Annotated in this window: 18 protein-coding genes; 6 read left to right on the forward strand and 12 right to left on the reverse strand. The window is 74.3% G+C overall.

All coding sequences use genetic code 11. The features are described from left to right. Positions 1 to 204, reverse strand: a 204-nt coding sequence (locus B056_RS37345) for a helix-turn-helix domain-containing protein (protein ID WP_018503756.1), incomplete at its 3' end; no start/stop codon positions are given. Between the two features lie 812 nt (positions 205 to 1,016). Between B056_RS37345 and B056_RS0120615 the strand changes: the two genes are divergently transcribed. Continuing rightward, positions 1,017 to 2,270, forward strand: coding sequence for a DUF6986 family protein (locus tag B056_RS0120615; protein WP_018503757.1), 1,254 nt, complete (start codon positions 1,017 to 1,019; stop codon positions 2,268 to 2,270). A gap of 25 nt (positions 2,271 to 2,295) precedes the next feature. Here the strand turns inward: B056_RS0120615 and uraH are convergent, their stop codons facing one another. The 6 genes from uraH to B056_RS0120645 form a co-directional block, all read right to left on the reverse strand. Further along, positions 2,296 to 2,622 (reverse strand): hydroxyisourate hydrolase, encoded by a 327-nt coding sequence (gene uraH, locus B056_RS0120620; RefSeq protein WP_026239936.1) that lies wholly within the window; start codon positions 2,620 to 2,622, stop codon positions 2,296 to 2,298. Between the two features lie 81 nt (positions 2,623 to 2,703). Further along, positions 2,704 to 4,266, reverse strand: coding sequence for an allantoicase (locus B056_RS0120625; protein WP_018503759.1), 1,563 nt, complete (start codon positions 4,264 to 4,266; stop codon positions 2,704 to 2,706). A gap of 96 nt (positions 4,267 to 4,362) precedes the next feature. Continuing rightward, the gene (allB, locus tag B056_RS0120630) at positions 4,363 to 5,790 is read right to left on the reverse strand and encodes an allantoinase AllB (RefSeq protein ID WP_018503760.1); all 1,428 of its coding nucleotides are present in this window, start codon (positions 5,788 to 5,790) and stop codon (positions 4,363 to 4,365) included. A 25-nt stretch (positions 5,791 to 5,815) separates the two neighbouring features. Next, positions 5,816 to 8,155, reverse strand: a complete 2,340-nt coding sequence (pucD, locus tag B056_RS0120635) for a xanthine dehydrogenase subunit D (protein WP_051105693.1) — start codon at positions 8,153 to 8,155, stop codon at positions 5,816 to 5,818. Beyond that, positions 8,152 to 8,766: a (2Fe-2S)-binding protein gene (locus B056_RS0120640; RefSeq protein ID WP_018503762.1), complete on the reverse strand. Its 615-nt coding sequence runs from the start codon at positions 8,764 to 8,766 to the stop codon at positions 8,152 to 8,154. The genes pucD and B056_RS0120640 overlap by 4 nt, the downstream gene beginning before the upstream one ends. Beyond that, the gene (locus B056_RS0120645) at positions 8,763 to 9,659 is read right to left on the reverse strand and encodes an FAD binding domain-containing protein (protein WP_018503763.1); all 897 of its coding nucleotides are present in this window, start codon (positions 9,657 to 9,659) and stop codon (positions 8,763 to 8,765) included. Before B056_RS0120645 ends, B056_RS0120640 begins: the two co-directional genes overlap by 4 nt. A gap of 182 nt (positions 9,660 to 9,841) precedes the next feature. Here B056_RS0120645 and B056_RS0120650 point away from each other — a divergent pair, with 182 nt between their 5' ends. Continuing rightward, positions 9,842 to 10,903 carry an aromatic ring-hydroxylating oxygenase subunit alpha gene (locus B056_RS0120650; RefSeq protein WP_018503764.1) on the forward strand — a complete coding sequence of 354 codons (1,062 nt, stop codon included), beginning with the start codon at positions 9,842 to 9,844 and terminating at the stop codon, positions 10,901 to 10,903. A 136-nt stretch (positions 10,904 to 11,039) separates the two neighbouring features. Further along, the gene (locus B056_RS0120655) at positions 11,040 to 12,245 is read left to right on the forward strand and encodes an ATP-binding protein (protein ID WP_230203089.1); all 1,206 of its coding nucleotides are present in this window, start codon (positions 11,040 to 11,042) and stop codon (positions 12,243 to 12,245) included. 9 nt (positions 12,246 to 12,254) lie between these two features. Here B056_RS0120655 and B056_RS0120660 read toward each other — a convergent pair whose 3' ends face one another. The 5 genes from B056_RS0120660 to B056_RS0120685 all read right to left on the reverse strand — a co-directional run bounded on the left by B056_RS0120660 (position 12,255) and on the right by B056_RS0120685 (position 17,967). After that, complete coding sequence (locus B056_RS0120660; protein WP_018503766.1) at positions 12,255 to 14,219, reverse strand: adenine deaminase C-terminal domain-containing protein; 1,965 nt, start codon at positions 14,217 to 14,219, stop codon at positions 12,255 to 12,257. Positions 14,220 to 14,499: 280 nt separating this feature from the next. Continuing rightward, the gene (locus B056_RS0120670) at positions 14,500 to 15,324 is read right to left on the reverse strand and encodes an ABC transporter permease (protein WP_018503768.1); all 825 of its coding nucleotides are present in this window, start codon (positions 15,322 to 15,324) and stop codon (positions 14,500 to 14,502) included. Next, positions 15,321 to 16,097: an ABC transporter permease gene (locus B056_RS0120675; protein ID WP_018503769.1), complete on the reverse strand. Its 777-nt coding sequence runs from the start codon at positions 16,095 to 16,097 to the stop codon at positions 15,321 to 15,323. The genes B056_RS0120670 and B056_RS0120675 overlap by 4 nt, the downstream gene beginning before the upstream one ends. After that, a complete protein-coding gene (locus B056_RS0120680; RefSeq protein WP_018503770.1) occupies positions 16,094 to 16,942 on the reverse strand; it encodes an ABC transporter ATP-binding protein in 849 nt (282 codons plus the stop codon). The genes B056_RS0120675 and B056_RS0120680 overlap by 4 nt, the downstream gene beginning before the upstream one ends. Then, positions 16,939 to 17,967, reverse strand: a complete 1,029-nt coding sequence (locus tag B056_RS0120685) for an ABC transporter substrate-binding protein (protein ID WP_018503771.1) — start codon at positions 17,965 to 17,967, stop codon at positions 16,939 to 16,941. The genes B056_RS0120680 and B056_RS0120685 overlap by 4 nt, the downstream gene beginning before the upstream one ends. A gap of 450 nt (positions 17,968 to 18,417) precedes the next feature. Here B056_RS0120685 and B056_RS0120690 point away from each other — a divergent pair, with 450 nt between their 5' ends. From B056_RS0120690 to B056_RS0120700, 3 genes are read left to right on the forward strand one after another with little or no spacing between them, the layout of a single operon-like run. Continuing rightward, positions 18,418 to 18,720 (forward strand): urease subunit gamma, encoded by a 303-nt coding sequence (locus tag B056_RS0120690; RefSeq protein WP_026239939.1) that lies wholly within the window; start codon positions 18,418 to 18,420, stop codon positions 18,718 to 18,720. Between the two features lie 14 nt (positions 18,721 to 18,734). Then, positions 18,735 to 19,094 (forward strand): urease subunit beta, encoded by a 360-nt coding sequence (locus B056_RS0120695; RefSeq protein WP_018503773.1) that lies wholly within the window; start codon positions 18,735 to 18,737, stop codon positions 19,092 to 19,094. Then, positions 19,091 to 20,818 (forward strand): urease subunit alpha, encoded by a 1,728-nt coding sequence (locus tag B056_RS0120700; protein ID WP_018503774.1) that lies wholly within the window; start codon positions 19,091 to 19,093, stop codon positions 20,816 to 20,818. The genes B056_RS0120695 and B056_RS0120700 overlap by 4 nt, the downstream gene beginning before the upstream one ends. The last annotated feature ends 74 nt before the right edge of the window (positions 20,819 to 20,892 follow it).

Here is a 20,892-nt window from a genome sequence, read left to right on the forward strand (position 1 = left end):
CTTGAACATCTTCGGTCGCCAGCGGTTCTCCTCCGCGCGCCGCTGGGCGTCCGCTGCCCGGTAGTTCGCGTTACCCCCGTTGCGCGTCACCTCGCGGCTGATCACCGATTGGCTGCGATGCAGCAGCACCCCGATCGCCCGATGCGACAACTCCGCCGCCAGCCCCCTGGAGATCGACTCCCGATCCTCCAAGGTCAACTCCACGCCCCGCACCCAGCCCTCCGATCAGCAGATCACCCTTCTACCAGGGCTGATGCACTGATCGCCTGAGACCACCGTCTCCACTCAGATAAGAGGCCCACAAAAGAGAACAAGGAGTCGATGCAGGAATCATGACGCACGTCACCGTTTCAACCAGTGGCCAAGTCTTGGGCTCTGCCGAAAGGCAGGATCTTCCAGTTGAGGTGATCCGCGTCGACGGCCAGATCACGGCACTGGATCCCGAAGGCGGCCGAGACCCGCGTACGGCGAGCCGGACTGGGCTGGAGGCCGTCGGCGCACTTCCGGCGGGCACCGTCGCGGACGCGATCTACCCCCACTCCGGCGCGCGGCCCGACGGCTGTCGGGCCGCCAGCGCAAGGGCGCCACACGCTGAAAGCGGCCTTCCGACGTTCTCGGACGGATACGACGCGATCGTCGGGGAGCACCGACTCGCACCAGTCGGCTGTGTCCGGGCCGGTTGGTGGTACCTGGCCGTTCCGCAGTACGATTCTGAGCGGAAAGCTGCAGCTCAGACACATGATGACCGCTCGCACGGTGGTCCGTCGGCCAGCCGGGATCCATCGGCCGGCCAAGGATCCGCCGCACAGACAGCCGCCGTCGGTGCAGTGCGCCGAATCCCCCGATCGGCGTCGGACGCGCCGACGGCGGCGCTGGCGGCGGGGGCCACTGGGTGCGACGCAGTTGCAAGCCGGAGCGGTCGGGCGGCACCGCCCATACCCGGGGGACGGCGCGGCTCGACCTGTCTGACACGCGTGATGGAGACGACGCCCCGCCGTTGGCCTGACACTGAGGTCGTGCCGACGCTGTCCGACGACACCATTGCCGCGCTCACCGCGGACCTCGCCCCGCTCGACGCCGACCTGACCACCCGCTTCCCCGGCGATCCGGGCACCCGCCAGTCAGTCCACACCTGCTACCTGCCCGCCGACCGGCTGCACCCGGACGTCGTCCTCGAGTGGGGGGAAGCCGCCCGGGAGGCACTGCGCCGCCATGCGCCGGATCCCGATGCCCTGGCCGCCGCGACGGCCGGCGACTCCGACCCGGCGATCGCCGCTTCCGTCTATGCGCACGTCGTACAGGCGCTTACCGTCGAGCCGATCCAGGACCTGCGGGTCGATCTCGAGGACGGGTACGGGACCCGCCCGGACGAGGTCGAGGACGCCGACGCCGTGCAGGCGGCGCAGGCCCTGTGCACCGCGGCGGCGGCCGGCGCACTGCCCGTCTCCTACGGGCTGCGCCCCAAGTCGCTGGAACCCGCCGTGCGGGCTCGAGGGCTGCGCAGCCTTGACCTCTTCCTCACCACCCTCGTGGGTGAGGGCGGTGAGGACGGCCCGCCACCCGGCCTCGTCGTGACCCTGCCGAAGGTCAGCGCGCCTGAGCAGGTGGTCGTGTTCAGCGACGTCCTAGCCGAGCTGGAACGGCAGCTCGGTATCCCGCCGATCGCGCTGGAGATTCAGGTCGAGACGCCTGCCGCGGTCCTGAGCCTGCCGGGGCTGGTAGCTGCCGCACCGGAGCGTCTGACCGGGCTGCACGTGGGCACCTACGACTATTCCGCGGCGCTCGGGATCGCCGCCGAACACCAGGCCAGCGATCATCCGGCGGTCGAGCTTGCCACGGCGCTGATGCAGCTCGCCGCGGCGGGCACTGGGATCCGCGTCGCCGACGGCTCGTCCAACGTGCTGCCGGTGGGACGGGCCTCCGATGTGCGCTCCGCGTGGCGCCGGCATGCCGGACTGGTCCGCCGGGCCTGGTCGAGGGGTCTCTACCAGGGGTGGGATCTGCACCCCGGCCAGCTCGTCAGCCGGCACGCGGCGGTGGCGGGCTGCCTGCTCACCGGGCTGCCCGAGGCGCTGCGGCGGCTGTCGGACTACGCGTCCGCCCGCACCTCGGGATCAGTCGCGGACGAGCCGGCGACGGCGCGGGCGCTCGCCGGCCACGTGCTGCGCGCGGTGGACGCCCGCCTGCTCGACGACGCGCGGTTGCGAGCCGCGGGTCTCGACGAGGCGATCGTCGCCCGCCTCGGAGGCCGGTCGCAGGTCCCACACTGACCCGCCGGGCCGCTGCCGCGCCGGCTCAGCTGCCGCGGTACGTGGAGTAGCCGTAGGGCGCTAGTAGGAGGGGCACGTGATGATGGTCGGCCGGCTCCCGAATGACGAAGACGATCGCCACCTCGGGGTAGAAGGTCGAATGCCCCGTGGTGTCGAACACCAGGCGCCAGGCGCCGGTGCGGTCCGCTGGCAGGTCGCCGACGCGCCCGTCGTCGTCGGTCACCGCCTGGGCGACCGGGCGCCAGCCCTTGGTAGCGCCGTCAAGGGTGACCGCGGCCCGTTCGAGGCGCACCGGCACGCCGGCGGCCGGCTTCCCGGACGCGGTGTCCAGCACATGGGTCGACAAGCTCACTCGCGTCGCCCTCCCCGGCTCGCCGCCGGGGTACCCGTCGGCGACCCACTCGTCGCTTCGCCACGACCCGGGAGCCGGGCGTCAGGCGCCGGTGATCAGATGGCGCAGCCGCAGCGCGGTGATCTCCGCCTGCTGACCGGCCGCCACCCGCAGCTCGGTCCCGGGGTCGTTCGCCATCCTCTCCCGGAGCAGCTCCAACATCTCCTGTGCGCCACGCCCCGCCGCGCGGACGAGGAAGATGAAACCGAAGCGGTCCTCGTATTCGGCGTTCCCCTCGGCGAAGGCCGTGCGGACGTCCTCGCTCGCCTGATCCAGGGCGGCCTGCTCCCGGCGGGGGGCGTCGAGGGAGACGACCGTGGCCCGCGAGGACGTCGGCGGCGTCGGCGCGGGTGCCGGGCGCTCGCCGATCCGCGGATGCGCGGTGAACGCCTCCAGCCAGGCGGTTTCGGGCAGGTTCCACCACTCCTGCTCGGCGGCGGGCAGCAGCGCGGTGAGGGTGCCGAAGGGCCGGCGGGCCACGACGGCGTCCGCCCAGTCCTCGGAGCCGCAGCAGGCCAGCAGTTCCTCACGGGCCGCCGCGGGCGTCAGGGAGTCGAACCAGCGCATGGCCAGCGACTCGCGTCCCGCCTCGGTCGGCGCGCCGACCAGCCGCAACCGGGCGAGACCGCCGTCCGGGACCGCGTCCACCCGCACGTGCGTGGCCTCGACCGGCACCTCCAGGTCGAACAGGTGTCGGGTGTTCGGCTGGACCCGGGTGCGCGGCAGCAGCGGCCGCCAGTCGGTGATCGCCGACAGCGCGTCCGCGGCCAGGTCGTCGTCGCCGGTCGTGGGTGCGTTCGCGGCCCACAGCGCGACGGCGCGCGGCGCGTTGCCGCGGAAGTGCCTGGTGTCGACCTCGGCCCGCACGACGGTCCCCTCGGTGGCCAGCCGCACGACCGCCCAGTCGTGTCCCGGCCCACGGCGGCGGCGGGTTTCCCAGCCCTCCCCCATCGCCCGGGCGTCGCCGGAGGCGTTCAGGTTGTGCCGGTCGCCGTAGTGCATGTCGCTGGCGGCGACCACGACGCCGCCCAGGTAGGCGGCGGCCAGGTCGGAGGTGACCCGGTCGAGCAGCCGCGGATCGGGCACGACGACGCCGTGCACCCGCAGCCGGGCGACTCCCCCGTCCGGGTGGATCGTCAGCCGCAGGTGACTGATCCGGAACCGGCCCTCCGCCGACACGGGCAGGACGTTGACGGCGTCCGCGGCGACCGGGGTGCGGGCGACGAGGGGCACCCAGGTCACCGAGTCCTCGGCGACCTCCTCGGCGGACGGGTAGCCGGCGAGGGTGGCCCCGTGCAGCTCGACCGACTCCGGGGCGTTGCCGGTGAAATGGGTCGTGTCCACGGTCACCGCGTGCACGATGCCGGGGGCGCCGAGGCGGACGATCGCCCAGTCCGCCGCCGGCAGGTCGCGGCGGCGGCGGGTCTCCCAGCCGTCGGTCCACTGACCGCGTTCGGTGAACACCCCCGGGCGGACTATCGGCGGCTCCGCCAGGAGCATCCGCTCGGCGAGCGCGAAGAACTCGTCGTTGACGGCGACGACGGACCCGCCGAACCGGGCGGCGGCGAGGTCGACGAGGTTCGTCAGGTCGGGCGCGTCGGTCATGCCTACGGGCTCCTTCTGCTCGGGCTGTTCAGGCGGACAGGACGGGCGGCTGGACACGGGCACAGGCCCGCGACGAGCCGGGGCGTGGCTGGTGGGTCACCGGGCGAGCAGCCGGCCGCGTGCGGGCCGGTCGCCGTCCGCCCGCCGGCCCCGCAGGTAGGTCGCCAGAACGACGCCGTCAAGCGTTCGCCCAGCGTAGGGCGTGAGCGGATGGCGGTGGCGCAGCAGGGACGGTTCGACGACGAACGTGGCGTCGGGGTCGAAGACCACCAGGTCGGCATCGGCGCCGACGGCGATGCGTCCCTTGGTGCCACTCGGCGCGGAGCCCGCCCCGCCGGTGCCCGGTCCCGGGGTACCCAGCCCTGGGGCACCCAGTCCGACCAGGTCGGCGGGGCCGGAGCACATCCACCGGACGACGTCGGTGAGGCGGTGCCCGCGACGGCGCGCCTGGGTCCACACCGCGGCCAGTCCCAGCTGGATGGAGGCGATGCCACCCCAGGCCGTCCCGAAGTCACCGGTCTCGACGGACTTCAGCTCCGGGGTGGCCGGCGAGTGATCGGTGACGACGCCGGCGAACAGGCCGGCGGCCAGCCCGTCCCAGAGCCGGTCCAGGTTCGCGCGTTCCCGGATGGGTGGCGCGCACTTGAAGACGGTGGCCCCGTCGGGGACCTCCTCGGCGGTGAAGGTCAGGTAGTGCGGGCAGGTCTCAACGGTCATGGGCAGGCCGGCCTCGCGGGCGGAGACCACGTCGTCGAGGGCCCGGGCCGCCGCCAGGTGCAGGACGTGCAGGCGCGCGCCGGTCGAGGCGGTGAGCGCCGCGAGCGAGGCCACCGCGGCCTGCTCGGCGGCCGGCGGGCGGGAGCGCAGCCAGCTCGCGAACGTGCGGCCCGCCACCTCGGGCGCCTCGGCGAGCACGGAGGGTGACTCGGCGTGGACGACGGTGAGGGCGTCCATCCGGGCGGTGTGCCGGGACGCCGCGGCGAGCACGTCGAGGCTCACGTGCGGGAACTCCTCGACCCCCGAGGGCGCCAGGAACGCCTTGAACCCGAACACTCCGGCGTCGTGCAGCGCGGCGAGGTCGGCGCGCCGGCGGGCGTCGGCGCCGATGATTCCGCCCCAGAAGCCGACGTCGACGGCGACCTGGCCCTCGGCCGCCGCCCGTTTGGCGGTCAGCGCGTCCAACGAGGTGGTGGGGGGGATCGAGTTCAGCGGCATGTCGATGATCGTTGTCACGCCGCCGGCCGCCGCGGCCCGGGTGGCGCTGGCGAAGCCCTCCCATTCCGTCCGGCCGGGCTCGTTGACGTGGACATGCGTGTCGACGACGCCGGGCATGAGCACGAGGTCACCGAGATCGGTGACGGCGACGCCCGGCGGTACCTCGCCCGGCGCGGTGATCGCGGTGATCCGGCCGCCGGCGACGTGGACGGCCGCGGGGCGCTCACCGTCGGGCAGTACGACCCGACGCGACCGGATCACCTCGACGGAGTCCGGCGGCGCCGCGGCGCCGGCCTGTCCACCACTCATCCGCGTCTCATCTCCCCAGGCTGCCTTATTCCCCAGTGGGAGACCCCCCAGGGGGAGCACCGCCCAACGGCGGTACGGCGAGATCGACGAGGTCCACCGGGCGCACCGGGACCCGGCGCAGGTCCCGCCCGACCGCCGCCCGGACGGCGGCGAGGACCGCGGCGGTCGCCGTGCAGGTCGGGGTCTCCCCGACGCCCTTGACCCCGTAGGGCGCGTCCGGCTGCGGGTAGGTGAGCGCCACGAAGTCCAGCATGGGGACGTCCGCGGCGGTGGGCAGCAGGTAGTCGTGCAGGGTCGGGTTGGTCACCACGCCGTCCACGGTCACCAGCTCCTCCATCACCGCCAGTCCGAGGCCCTGGGCGGTGCCGCCCTCGACCTGCCCGCGCAGTGACAGCGGATTCAGCACGGTGCCACAGTCCTGCGCGAGCGCCATCGACACGACGTGGACGAGCCCGAGGTCGAGGTCGACGTCGACCACGGCCCGGTGCGCCGCGGCGGCGAAGGCCACGTGCGGATCACCTTGGCCGGCTACGTCCAGGGCGGTCGTGCGCCGGTGATGGAAGGTGTGTTCGGCCTCGACCGGGCCCTCGGCGAGCGCCTCGGCCAGCGTGAGCCGGGTCCCCGTCTCGGCGCCGACGATCTCGCCCCCGGCGATCACCAGGGCGCGCCGGGGGGCCTCGACGACCTCCGGCGGCAGACCCAGCCGACGCGCGACCCGGGCCAGCAGCCGGTCGATCACCGCCACGCACGCACCACGCACCGCGCCGCCGCTCATCCACGTCTGCCGGGACGCGCTCGTCGACCCGGCGCTGCCCACCCCGGTGTCGGCGGGGAGCAGCACGACCTCGTCGACGCCGAGCTCGGTGCGCGCGATCTGCCCGGCGACCGTGACGAATCCCTGCCCGACCTCGGCGCACGCGCTGTGGATCGTGGCGGCCGGCCGGCCGCCCGCGTCGAGCTCGAGCCGCGCCCGCGCGGTGGAGGAGTCGTCGAAGCCCTCGGAGAACAGCAGGTTCTTGTAGGCCAGGGCGTATCCGACGCCGCGGCGGACCCGGGCGACGTCCGCGTGCGCGCCGCGTCCCCCGGGACGGGCTGTCACCGGAGAGGCCGCGGTGAGCGCCGCCGGCAGCGGGCGGGCCGCGACCGCCTCGATCGCCTCCCGCGCCGGCAGCGGCGGTCCGAGGACCTGACCGGTGGGCAGGACGTCGCCGGGCCGCAGCGCGTTGCGCACCCGCAGCTCGACCGGGCCGATCCCGAGGCGGTCGGCGAGCCGGTCCATCTGCGCCTCGTGCCCGATCGTGACCTGGGGAACCCCGAATCCGCGCATCGCCCCGCACGGTGGGTTGTTGGTGCGCACGACGAGCCCGTCCAGCCGCGCGTTCGGCACCCGGTACGGGCCGGCGGCGTGCGTGACGGCGTTGGCGATCACCGCGGGTGACGACGAGGCGTACGCCCCACCGTCCATGATGATCCGCGCGTGCACGCTGACCAGGTCACCCGCCGCGGTCGCGGTGTGGCGGAACCACATCCGCGCGGGATGGCGGTGCGGGTGGCCCAGGAAGGACTCGACCCGGTCGTAGGCGATGCGGACCGGCGTCCCGGTGGCCCGGGCGAGCAGCGCGCCGTGGACCTGCAGCGTGACGTCCTCACGGCCGCCGAACGCGCCGCCGACACCGGCCAGTTCGAGCCGGACCAGTTCCTCGGGCAGTCCCAGGCAGGCGGCGATCTGCTCGCGGTCGGAGTGCAGCCACTGGGTGGCCAGCCGCAGGTCGACCCCGCCGTCGGCGGCCGGCACGACCAGCGCCGCCTCGGGCGCGAGGAAGGCCTGGTCCTGCATGCCGACGAGGTAGCTGTCCTCGACGACCACCGGGCCGGCCGCGTCGGGATCTCCGTGTCTCAGGGTGATCTCACGGAACACGTTGCCGTCCGGGTGGAGCGGTGGGGCACCGAGCCCCGCGGCCACCTCGGGATCGACGACGGGTGGCAGCGGCTCGTACTCGACCTCGACGGCCGCCAGCGCGCGCCGGGCGGTCGGCGCGTCGACCGCGGCGACGACCGCGACCGGCTCGCCGGCGTAGCGGGTCTCGGTCGCGGCGAAGACCGGCTGGTCGGCCACGATGAGGCCGTAGGTCGCCACGCCGGGGACGTCCACCGCCGTCACCACGGCGGCGACACCCGGGATGCGCCGGGCCGCGGCGGTGTCGAGGCGGCGGATGCGCGCCCGCGGGTGGGGCGAGCGCAGGGTCCGGGCGTGCAGCATGCCGGGGATGCTGAGGTCGCCGGCGTAGGCGAACGTCCCGTCGGCCTTGGCCGGCCCGTCGGGCCGGGGCGCCGACCCCCCGACGCCTCGCGCCCGGCCGGTCATGCCCACCCGGGCGAGTCGCCCCGCCCAGCCTGATCGCCCCGCCCAGCCTCGCCGTCCTGCCCAGCCGCCCCGCCCAGCCCCGTCCTGCCTCCCCGCCTCGCCGGGCCGCTCCGCCCAGCCAGGCCGCCCCGCCCCGCCTGGACGGCGCGGACCGCCTCGAGGATGCGGCCGTACCCGGTGCACCGGCAGATGTTGCCCGCCAGCGTCTCCCGGATCTCCTCCTCGTCGGCGCCCGGCCGGCGGGCGAGCAGGTCGGTCACCGCCACCACCAGGCCCGGCGTGCAGAAGCCGCACTGGACCGCCCCGTGCGCGACGAAGGCGGCGCGCACCGCGGCGGCCGGCCCGCCCGGCCCCAGCCCGGCCACGGTCACCACACGGGCGTCGGCGGCGTCGGCGGCGAGGATGGTGCAGGCCGTGACCAGCCGACCGTCCAGCAGCACCGAGCAGGCCCCGCACCGGCCCTGCTCGCAGGCGTCCTTCACCGAGGTGACGTCAAGCCGCTCCCGCAGGACCGTCAGCAGCGACTCCTCGAGCCGGGCCCCGGTCACGGCGCGCTGGGTGCCGTCGATGCTCAGGTGGTAGGAGAGTCTGCCGGGCACGTCGCCGCTCACGGAGTGTCCTCGCGGTGCGGCGCCGCCCGCGGTGCGAGGCACCGGGCGAAGGCGCGGGCCGCCAGCACACCGGCCGCGTGCACCCGGTACTCCAGCGGATGGCGCGGGTCCTCCCCCAGCGGCGGCGCCGCGCGGACGTCCGCCGCGGCCAGTTCACCGAAGCGCCGGGCCAGCCCGGTGGGTGCCGTCCCGGTGGACCAGTCGACGTCGGCGGCCAGCCGCTCGGCCTCAGCCACCCGCCACGGCCGGGCCGCCACCCCGCCCACGGCGCAGCAGACCCGCTCGCGGACCCGGTCGACGAGCAACGCGCAGGACACCAGCGACGGGAACGCGGCCTGCCGACCGCCGATCTTGAGGTAGGTCTGCGGACCGCTCGGGCGGGGCACCCGGACCGCCGTCACCAGCTCGCCCGGCAGGCGGCCGGTGTTCAGGAAGTCGTCCAGGCCCGCGGCACGCGACCCGCTCTCGGAGGTGATCAGCACCTCGGCCTGGGCCGCGGTGAGGAACGTGAGGAGGTCGCCGCGCGGGTTGGCGGAGCCGAGCGCCCCGCCGACCGTCCCGCAGTTGCGGATCTGGACGGACCCGACCACCCGGGACGTCGCCGCCAGGCCGGGCGAGAGGGACCAGCCGGCCAGCTCGGTGTACGTGACCCCGGCGCCGATCGTGAGGGTGTCCGCGCCCGCCCCGCGCACCCGCAGCTCCAGCACCCGGCGCAGCGCGACGATCACCGCCGGCCGGCGCGTCCCGGTGCGCAGCGCGGGCACCAGATCGGTGCCTCCGGCCAGCAGTTCGACCGGCCGGCCCGCCCGCGCCTCGGCGGCCAGGGAGGCCACGGCCTCGCCGACCGTCCCGGGCCGGTGCAGTGCGGTCGACGGACCGCCGGGCGTCGTCATGGGCCCGACGATAGTGGTGGGACGTTACGTCGATGTTCAACGAACACTGCTCTACGTATCTTTACGTTCACTGTTGAGAGTCGCCGGAGACGAACCGATACGCGCCGACAGCGACCATCCCGCAGAATGTGACGTATTGTTACTTTCCGGACGCCGAGCCGAAATCCCGGGAGGCAGACCCGATGACCGGTCGCCTGACCAACACCGATCCGGCGCTGCGGCACGGCTGGCATCCGGTCGCCCGGTCGTCCGAGGTCGTCGACGGGCCGATCGCCGTCCGGCTGCTCGGCGAGCCGTGGGTGCTGGCCCGGCTCGACGACCAGGTGGCGGCCTTCGCCGACCGGTGCCCACACCGGCTCGCCCCGCTGTCGGCGGGGCGGGTGGAGGGCCACGAGCTCGTCTGCGGCTACCACGGATGGCGGTTCGCCGGGTCCGGGGAGTGCACCGCGGTACCGGCGCTCGGCCCGGCGACGCCGGCGCCGCGACGGGCCCGGGCCATCCCGCCCTGGGGGGTGACCGAGCGGCACGGGCTGGTGTGGATCGCGCCCGCGGAGCCGTTCGCCGACATCATCGAGCTGCCGGAGGCGACCGAGGACGGGTTCGACGACGCCTGGTTGCCCGCCACGCGCACGACCGCCTGCGCCGGCCTGCTCGCCGACAACTTCCTCGACACCGCGCACTTCCCGTTCGTGCACGCCGCCACCATCGGCGCCGGCGAGGACACCGTCGTCGGGCCGTACCGGGTGGACGCCGACGGCGACGGCTTCCTGGTCCGGATGGACCAGCAGGTCGCCAACCCGGAGGATCCGGGGGTCGCGGCCGGGCTGCGGCCGCTCATCCAGCGCCGCACGTCGACGTACGTGTACCGCCCGCCGTTCATGCTGCGGCTGCGGCTGGAGTACCCCGACGCCGGGATCACGAACACGATCCTGTTCTGCCTACAGCCCGAGGACACCGCCGCGACCCGCGTCCACACCCGCATCCTGCGCGACGACCTCGGCGGCGATCCCGCCCGGCTGGCCGAGGCCGTCCGTTTCGAGCAGGCGGTACTCGACGAGGATCTCGCCCTGCAGGAGCGCTTCACCATCGACGGCCTGCCGCTGATCTCCGGCGACGGCAGGGCGGCCGAGGAGGTCGGCATCCGCGCGGACGCGGCGGGGGTGGCGCTGCGCCGGGTGCTGGCCGCGGTCGTCGCCAGGGCGGCCCGCGGCTCTCCCACCAGGGCAGCGGATATCCGACACTGAGGCCGGCCCGGCGGGCGGCGGCACCGATCTACCATGTGATCAGGCAGGTGGCCGCACTGTCGGGCCGTGGGGCGCGGGCCGTGAGGCGCGGGTGGCAGTGGCCGACATGAAGGGCACCGATGTGACAGTGGCCGATGTGACAGTGGCCGACTTCGCCGCGAGCGTCTCGGCGGCGAGTTGGGACGACCTCGACCCGCGCGAGTTCGATCGGCTGCGCCGGCTGGTCGGGGCCGCCGGGGGCCGCGGCGACGGCACCCTCGCCGCGATGTCGGACGAACAGATCGCGCGGTCGCTGGGCGTCGCGCTGGTCGAGGACGGCCGCACCCGGCCGTGTGTCGGGGCGGTGCTGCTGTTCGGCCGGCCCGAGGCGCTGCGGGCGCACGTCCCCAACCACGAGGCCGCCATCCAGGTCATCGGGCCGGAGACCGGCGAGCCCTCGACCGGGATGAACGACTTCTTCCGCTGGCCGCTGCTGCGCCTCACCGAGGAGTTGCTGGCCCGTTTCCGGGCCCGCAACCCCGAGCGTGAGATCCGTTACGAGCTGGTGCGCACCGGTGTGCCCGCCTACGCCGAGCCGGCGTTCCGCGAGCTGCTCGCCAACGCCTTCGTCCACCGCGACTACACGGCGGCCGGTGCCGTCCACGTGCAGTGGACCGGCGAGGGCATCGAGATCTCCAGTCCGGGTGGCTACGCCGACGCCGTGCGCGACCCCGCCGCCCGGCTGCTCGCGCGAGCACCACGGCCGCGCAGCCCGCTGCTGGCGGACGCGTTCCGCCGGGCGGGGATCACCGACCGCTCCGGGCGGGGGATCCGCCGGGCGCACGCCGCCCAGCTCCGCAACGGCCTGGCCGCGCCGGAGCACACCGGCTCGACCGCCGACGCCGTGGTCGCCGTCCTCCCCGGGCGACCCGCGGATCTGGCGTTCGCGTTGTTCGCCGTCGGCCGGGAGTACGGCGGCCACCCGCTGGCGCTGCCGGACCTGCTGGTCCTCACCGCCGGGCTGGGCGGGCGCACGCTGCGGACGGCCGACGTCGCCGAGCTGCTCGGCACCGACAAGGATCGGGCCCGCCGGCACCTGACGGCCATGGTTCACAACGGTCTGATGGAGGTCACCGGCGGGGGCGGTGTGCGGATCTGGGTGCCGTCCGCCCAGGTGCGGCGCGCGCTGCGGGAGGGCGTGAGCCAGCCGCACGCGCGTTCGCCGCGCCCCGCGGGGCGTGACGAACGCGCCGAGTCCGCGCCACCGGTCTCGGCCGCGCCACCGGTCTCGGCCGCGCCGCGGGGCTGGGTCCTCCCGGAGGGTGGCCCGGCGCTGCCGGCACGGCGGGTTTCGGACGGCTGACCCGCCGCGTCAGGGCCGGACGTACAGCTCCCTGCCGAGCTGGGCGATCAGGCGGAGCGGCGAGGCGAGCCGGCAACCGAGGTCGCGGGCCGCGGTGTCGACGGCCGCGAGCTGGCCGAGCACCGCCTCCCAGGGGGCGTCGCTCATCAGGCCCGCCACCGGCAGCGGGCAGGCGGCCAGCACCCAGCCGCGTTCGACGACGACGAACCCGCCGCCCATCCCCTCCAGCGCCCGGGCCGCGGTCAGCATGTCCGCGTCGCCGGCGCCGACGATCACCATGTCGCCGGGGGCCGCCCCCGCGGTCGCCCCCAGCGCCCCGCGGGTGAGCCCGAGCCCGCGGACCATCCCGACCCGCACCCGGTCGGCCCGGCCGGACCGGTCGAGAACCGCCGTCTTGAGCAGGTCGCGGGACGGGTCGGCGACGACGACGCCGTCGCGCAGGGTCGGTTCCACCCGGGCGACGGTCACCCGCGGCGGTTCGCCGCCCGCACCGAGCGGCCCGAGCCCGACCGACGACGCGGGGACTCCCGAAGCCGAGACTCCCGAGACCCCGGCCGGGGCCGCGGGACTCGTGGCGACGGCGGGGGCCCGGACGTCGACGATGGTGAGCCTGGTGTCGCGCCGGCCGCCCCAGTGCATGCAGGGTGAGGTGAACGAACCGGTGTAGAGGCCGGTGGGCAGCCGCACCGAGGACGACGCCCACGTCGGGGCCGGGTCGAGGTTGTCGAAGAGCGCGCGGCCACGCTCGGCCGCGATCCGCCCGCCGGCCACCACGACGTCCGGTGGGACCCGCGCGGTCAGGTCCTGCACGATCTGCAGGTCGGCGAGCCGGGCCGGGGCGATCGAGCCGAGCACGTGGTCGAGGCCGAAGGCACGGGCGGGAGTGAGGGTGGCCTCCCGGACGACCCGGACGGCGGCGCCGCCCGCGCGGATCTCCTCCCGCACCCGGTCGTCGAGATGATCGGAGATCAGCCCGCCGCCCACCGGCGGCACCTCGGTTCCGGCGGGGCCACCGACGAGACGCGCGGCGCCTGGCAGGAACGCGGCGGACCCGGCGCTCCCGCCGAACGGGCCGGGCATCCCCGCCAGCGGGCCCGCCTGCCGGGGAACGACACGCGCGACGTCCACGACAGCGTCCCCGGCGGCGTCCACGACGGCCTGGTCCGGCCAGATGGCCTCGTGGGCGGCGCCGCCCACGTGCGGGGCGGTGGGACGGGACGGGACGGCGAGCCCGTCGCGGAGGCCGGCGGGACCGCGGGGCAGGACGCGCAGCGGGGTGCCGGTGTGCAGCACGAGCGAGCGGCCGCGCGGGCCGTGGATCTGCTCGATCTCGGCGAGGTCGGTCAGCACCGTCACCGTGCCGCGCGGCACGACGAGCCGGGCGAGCTCCCCCGGGCCGAGCAGCGTCCGCTCGACCGACGCGCGGGCGTCGACATAGGCCGGGAGGACGAACCGGCCGGCCGCGTCCAGGCTGCGGCGGGCGCCCGTGGCGCTCGGCCGGGTCACCGCGGCGATGTAGCGGCCGGCGATGAGGATGTCGCGCCGCACCAGCTCGCCGGTCTGGACGACGAACACCACCCCGCCGCGGATCGCGAAGTCGGCTTCGGCCCGGCCGGTGGCGATGTCGCGCAGCCGCTCGAGCTCGGCAGGGGTGGGGGTGAGGGGCTCGCGCAGCGGGGTGGGAACCGTCCCCGGGCGGGCGGCCCGGCTGGCGCGCGCGGCACCGGTGCCGCCGGGGGCTGACGCCGCCCGGCGTCGGCCGGGCACCCTGGTCACCGGGGAAGCGGCGAGCGGTGGGAGCGACCGCAGCGGCCCGGCGGGGACCGCCCCCGGTACCAACGGTGCCGGCACCACCACACCCGGCGCCAACGACCCGGGCGCCACCAGTCCGGGTGGCACCGGCACAGGTGCGGCCGGGAACGCATGGGAGGGGACGGCGTCGACCGTACGGTCGACGTCCCGCTCAGCGGTCATGACGCCCTCCGGAACTCACCGGTCGACGCCGCCGACCGCCCGGCCACGGACCCGCGCGGCGCGCCGCGCGGCGGCCGGGCCGACCTCGACCCCGCCACGACGCGCCCGCGCCCGCGGTTTCCGCCGCATTGCTCTACAGCCGCATTCTCGTACGAGAGGGACACGTCGCGTGGTGGGGTGTCAGGAAGCAAGCAATGCCACGTGCACCACATCACAGCCTGTGACCTGCGGTTGCGCACGTGAAAGACCGCCGGCCGCCCGCCGCGGAGTGCCACGCCGCTCACCCGCGCCGGGCGGGGTCGGGGCCGTACCTGGCCAGCACGACGGCCTCGGCGAGGCCCAGCAGGGCGTAGACGGCGACGCTGGCGGCGGTGATCACAACCACCGAGGCCCACACCCCGCCGTAGTCGAACGTCTGCTGCGCGCGTTGCATGAAGTAGCCCAGCCCCTTGCCGGTGGCCAGCCATTCCGCGAGCAGCGCGCCGATGATCGCCCCGGGCACCGAGATGCGCGCCGAGACGAACAGCGCGGGCAGCGCGCTCGGGAGCGCCACCTTGCGCAGCACCGTGAACGGCCCACCGCCGTAGGCGACGACGAGGTCGGCGGCCGCCGCGGGCCCGGAGCGGAGACCGAACACCAGGTTCACCAGGGACGGGAAGAACACGACGATCCCGGCGATCACCGAGACCGCCAGCAGGCCGCGGCCGAAGACGAGGGTGAGCAGCGGCGTCATCGCGACCAGGGGCACCGAGCGCAGTGTCATCGCCACCGGCATCAGCGACTGCTCGACCGCGCGGTTCAGCACGAACGCGACGGCCGCGCCGAGCGCGGCGAGGGTGCCGGCGACGTAGCCGACCGCCGCGTCGCCGAGGGTGTGCCACAGGCCGCTGAGGATGACGTCGCGGTTCTGGGCGGCGTCCGGCTCGGTGAACAGGTACTCCCAGACGGCGCCGGGGTCCTTGGCGACGAGCGCGTTGAGGTCGAAGGCCTCGATGAACGCGTACCAGAGCCCGACGATCACCGCGGTGGACGCGACGACCGAGAGCAGCGTCCGACCGGCCCGCGCCACGATCACTCGGGCCGTGGTCGGCGTCAGGATGGTCATCGGGCGCCTCCGGGATCGCCGTGGGGGGCCCAGGGCGTGAGCAGCCGGGCCAGCAGCGCGGTCAGGGCGTAGCCGAGGCCGGCGACGGCGGAGGCGATCAGGGCGAGCGCCCAGGTGCGCGGCACCTCGAGCGCCTGCTGCGAGTTGACCATGGCGATGCCCAGGCCGCGGTCGGCGCCGAGGAACTCGCCGATGATCGCGCCCAGGACCGCGGCCGGCGCGGCGATCTGCAGCGCCGCGAAGGTACTCGGCAGGGCGGCGCGCAGCCGGACGTGGCGCAGCTGCGCCACGACGCCGCCGCCGCTGGCCCGGATCACGTCGAGGCTGGCCGGGTCGGCGGCGCGCAGGCCGAGCAGGGTGCCGACCAGCGTCGTGAAGAACACCGAGATGCCGGCCAGCGCCTTCTGCGGCGTGCTGCCGTCGAACACGGTGGTCAGAATCGGGCCGATCGCGATGATCGGCAGACAGTAGGAGGCCACTCCGATCTGGAGCAGCACCCGTTCGACGACGGGGACGCCGAAGAACAGCACCGCCAGGCCGACCGCCAGGCCGTTGCCGATGAGCCAGCCCTGGGCCGCGATCGACATCGTCGACCGGGCCGACGTCCAGAGCAGGCGGTGGTCGTCCCACAGGGCGCGGGCGACCTCCCAGGGTGTGGGCACGACGCCGCCGCGGTCGAGCAGCGTGACGGCGAGCAGCCACCACAGGGCGACCAGGCCGGCGACGCCGATCGTCCCGCCGAGCCACGCCGGCCGGGTCACCGGCCGGGTCATCCGGCCTCCCCGGTCGTCGGGCCGGTGCCGGCGAACAGGAGCGTGGACAGCTCGTCGTGCAGTTCGTGGAACCGGGCGGTGCGCAGCATCTCCGGGGTGCGCGGGCGCGGCAGGTCGATGTCGACGAGCGCCGCGACGCGCCCGGGGCGGGCGGTCATCACCGCGACCGTGTCGGAGAGGATGACCGCCTCGGGGATCGAGTGGGTGACCAGGACGGTGGTCGCCGAGCGTTCACTCCAGATGCGCAGCAGCTCGAAGTTCAGCCGCTGGCGGGTCATGTCGTCGAGGGCGCCGAACGGCTCGTCGAGCAGCAGCACCCTGGGCCGCACGACGAGGGCGCGCGCGATCGCGACCCGTTGGCGCATGCCGCCGGAGAGCTGCGCGGGCCGGGCCCGCTCGAAGCCGGTCAGCCCGACGAGGGCGATCAGGTCACTGATGACCTTGCGTTCGGCCTTCAGACCGCTGACCTCCAGCGGCAGCCGGATGTTCGCCTCGACCGACCGCCAGGGCAGCAGGGCGGCGTCCTGGAAGGCGATGCCGAGGTGGTGCGCCCGGCGGGCCACCGCCGGCGCCTCGCCGTGCACCAGCGCCGTCCCGGCCGTCGGGGCGTCCAGGTCCGCCAGGATCCGCAGCACGGTGGACTTGCCGCAGCCCGAGGGGCCGATCAGGGTCAGGAACGAGCCCTCCGCCGTCGCGAGGTTGACGTCCTCGAGGGCCACGACGCGACCGCGACCCAGGCGGAACTCCTTGCCGAGCCCGGTCACGCGCACACCGGACCCGTCGGGCGCGGCCGGCGGGATCGGGGCGGGGGCGGGTTCCGGTGTGGGCGTGGCCGATGTCGTCATGTGAGATCTGGCTTCTCCTGGTAGAGCTCCTTGATGATGGACAGGTCGAACAGCTCCTCGGCGGTGATGCTCACGCCCGCGATCCCGAGAGTCTCGATGTTCTCCTCGACAAGCTTGTCGGTGACCGTGAACAGGCCGTTCGCCTTCGTGTCGGCGGTCAGGATGAGAGCGTTCTGGTCCTTGCTCTCCAGGGTCTGCTCCTCCTCGTCCAGGCCGAGGTCCTTTCCGTAGACGGTCGCCGCCAGGTGCGCGCCGAGCGCGGGATCGGCCAGCGAGTCCTTCCATCCGCGGATCTCGGCGGTGAACGCGGCCTTGATCTTGTCCCGTTCCTTGTCGATGGACTCGGTACGGACCATGTAGGTCTCGGAGACCAGCGGATAGTTGTGGTCGGCGAGCAGGAAGGTGGTCACCTCGAAGCCCTTGACGCGCAGCAGGTTCGGCTCGTTCGTGACGAAGGAGAACCAGCCGTCCACGGTGCCCGTGGTGAGCGGCAGCGGGTCGAACTCGACCGGCACCTTTTCGATCGACTTCGAGTCGATCTTGTTCGCCTTGAGGAAGGCCGACCAGACGCTCTCGTTGGTCGCCTGCACCCCGATCTTCTTGCCGACCATGTCCCGCGGGCCGGCGATGGGCTTGTCCGCCATGGAGACGATCGCGAACGGGTTCTTCTGGTACTGCGCGCCAATGATCTTGATCGGTGCGCCGTTGAGGATGGCGTTGCCGGTGATGTCGGGGGCGGAGATGCCGATGAACGCCTTGCCGGTCGCGACGTCGGTGTCCTGTGGCGTCGCGGACGGGCCGCCGGCGATCATGTTGACGCCGGAGAAGCCGGCCGCCTTGTAGTAGCCCCTCTGATCCGCGATGTAGGCACCGGCGAACTCGGCGTTCTTGATCCAGGAAAAGCGGATGTCGAGGACACCGAAACCGCTGCCGGACGAGCCGGCGTCGTCGCTGTCGTCGCCGCACGCGGCGAGCAGACCGCCACCCCCGAGCGCGAGCAGCGCCGCCCCGGCCGTCGCCCCCATTCCCCCGCGGAGGAACCCGCGTCTGTCGAATCCCGCGCTGCTGCCTGTCGCCACCGAACCCCCATCGAACGCGCCCGCGGCACCCCGTTCAGCCGTTCCCATCCGACCTGCCAGGCGGTGCCACGGACGCTAGAAAGCAGGAGTATCGGACCTATCGCGGTCACGTGAACAACCAGTTACCAGACAGCGGGGCGCACGATACCCGGGACATCGGACAATTTCCCGATCCGGGCCACCGAATCCGAATACGAAGAGATCACCGATTTCATCTCGACGGCACTGACGGGAAACACCGGCGAGAAGTCGGATGCGCGGCGGCGCCAGTGGGGCTGACCCGCGACCGGGGCGCGGGTGAAGCGTGGGTGGAGTGGGTGGATCTCGTGGAGTGGATGGAGTGGATGGAGTGCGGGTGGTTCGGGTCGACGGGAGGTGCGTGTAGGCTTCGCGCTCGTGCTGCTGAGCCCGCATGAACAGGAACGCCTGCTCATCCATGTGGCGGCCGGGCTGGCCCGGGAACGCCGCGCACGCGGGCTGCGCCTCAACTATCCGGAGGCGACCGCGCTGCTCACCTCGTTCCTGCTCGAGGGCGCGCGGGACGGGCGCACCGTCGCCGATCTCATGGCCGCCGGTCGGGGCGTGCTGACCCGCGACGACGTCATGGAGGGCGTGCCGGAGATGCTGGCCGAGGTCCAGGTCGAGGCCACCTTCCCGGACGGCACGAAACTCGTCACCGTCCACCAGCCGATCCCCTGATCCCCGGTGACCCGTTGATCCCCGGCGAGATCGTCACCGCGCCCGGCACGGTGCGGCTCAACCCGGGCCGGCCGACCCGGCGGTTGGTCGTACGCAACACCGGTGACCGGCCCGTCCAGGTCGGGTCGCACTACCATTTCGCCGCCGCGAACCCCGCCCTCGACTTCGACCGCGAGGCCGCCTGGGGCTACCGGCTGGCCGTCGCGGCGGGCACCGCCGTCCGGTTCGAGCCCGGGGTCGAGCGCGAGGTCGAGCTGGTCGCCCTGGCCGGCGCCCGGGTCGTCCCGGGGCTGCGCCCGGAGTGGGCCGGCCCGCTCGACGGTGACCGTAATGACCCTGGTGACCGCGGCGACCGTAAGGGGAGCGGGGAGTGAGCGAGCTGGAGCGGTCCCGTTACGCCACCCTGTACGGGCCGACGGTGGGCGACCGGATCCGCCTCGCGGACACCGACCTGTTCATCGAGGTCACCGACGACCTCAGCCGCGGCCCGGGCGGCATGGCCACCGGCGACGAGGCGGTGTTCGGCGGCGGCAAGGTCATCCGCGAGTCGATGGGCCAGGCCCGCGCCACCCGCGCGCAGGGCGCGCCCGACCTGGTGATCACCGGCGCGGTCGTGCTGGACCACTGGGGGGTCGTCAAGGCCGACGTCGGCATCCGGGACGGACGGATCAGCGCGCTGGGCAAGGCCGGCAACCCCGACACCATGGACGGCGTCCACCCGGACCTGGTGATCGGACCCGGCACGGAGATCATCGCGGGCAACGGGAAGATCCTGACCGCGGGCGCGGTCGACACCCACGTCCACTTCATCTGCCCGCAGCAGGTCCCCGAGGCGCTCGGCACGGGCGTCACCACGCTCATCGGCGGCGGCACCGGGCCGGCGGAGGGCACCAAGGCGACCACGGTCACCGCGTCGCCGTGGAACCTGCACCGGATGATGTCCGCGATGGACGGCTGGCCGGTCAACGTCGCCCTGCTCGGCAAGGGCAACACGGTCAGCGAGGACGCGATGTGGGAGCAGCTGCGTGCCGGCGCGGCCGGCTTCAAGCTGCACGAGGACTGGGGCACCACCCCGGCGGCGATCGACGCCTGCCTGCGCGTCGCCGACGCCTCAGGGGTGCAGGTGGCCCTGCACTCCGACACGCTCAACGAGGCCGGGTTCGTCGAGGACACCCTCGCCGCGATCGCCGGCCGGGCGATCCACGCCTACCACACCGAGGGCGCCGGCGGCGGGCACGCGCCGGACATCATCACCGTCGCCTCGTTCGCGAACATCCTGCCGTCGTCGACGAACCCCACCCGGCCGCACACCGTCAACACCCTCGACGAGCACCTCGACATGCTGATGGTCTGCCACCATCTGAACCCCGCGGTGCCCGAGGACCTGGCGTTCGCGGAGAGCCGCATCCGGCCGTCCACGATCGCGGCCGAGGACATCCTGCACGACCTGGGCGCGATCTCGATGATCGGCTCGGACTCGCAGGCGATGGGCCGCATCGGCGAGGTCGTCACCCGGACCTGGCAGACCGCGCACGTCATGAAGCGCCGCCGTGGCGCGCTGCCCGGCGACACGGCCGCCGACAACAACCGGGCCCGGCGCTACGTCGCCAAGTACACGATCTGCCCGGCGGTGGCGCACGGCCTGGACGCCGAGATCGGGTCGGTCGAGGCCGGGAAGCTGGCCGACCTGGTGCTCTACGAGCCGGCCTTCTTCGGGGTGCGGCCGTCGCTGGTCCTCAAGGGCGGTTTCATCGCGTGGGCGGCGATGGGCGACGCGAACGCCTCGATCCCGACCCCGCAGCCGGTGCTGCCGCGGCCCATGTTCGGCGCCGCCCCCGGCCCGGCCGCGGCGGGCTCGCTGATGTTCGTCGCGCCCGCGGCGCTGCAGGACGGCCTCGACGAGCGGCTGGGCCTGGCCAAGCCGATGGTCGCCACGGCGGACGTCCGCCGGCGGGGCAAGGCGGACCTGCCGGAGAACACCGCGACCCCGGACATCCGCGTCGACCCGGACACCTTCACCGTGCGCGTCGATGGCGAGGCGGTGGAGGCGGCCCCGGCCACCGAACTGCCCATGGCCCAGCGGTACTTCCTCTTCTGATCCCGCTCCTGACCCCGCTCTCCTGATCCCGCCTGCCCGGTTTTCGGACCTCCGGGGACTTGACCCGCGGCCGC

Source organism: Parafrankia discariae (assembly GCF_000373365.1).
GTDB classification, from domain to species: Bacteria; Actinomycetota; Actinomycetes; order Frankiales; family Frankiaceae; genus Parafrankia; species Parafrankia discariae.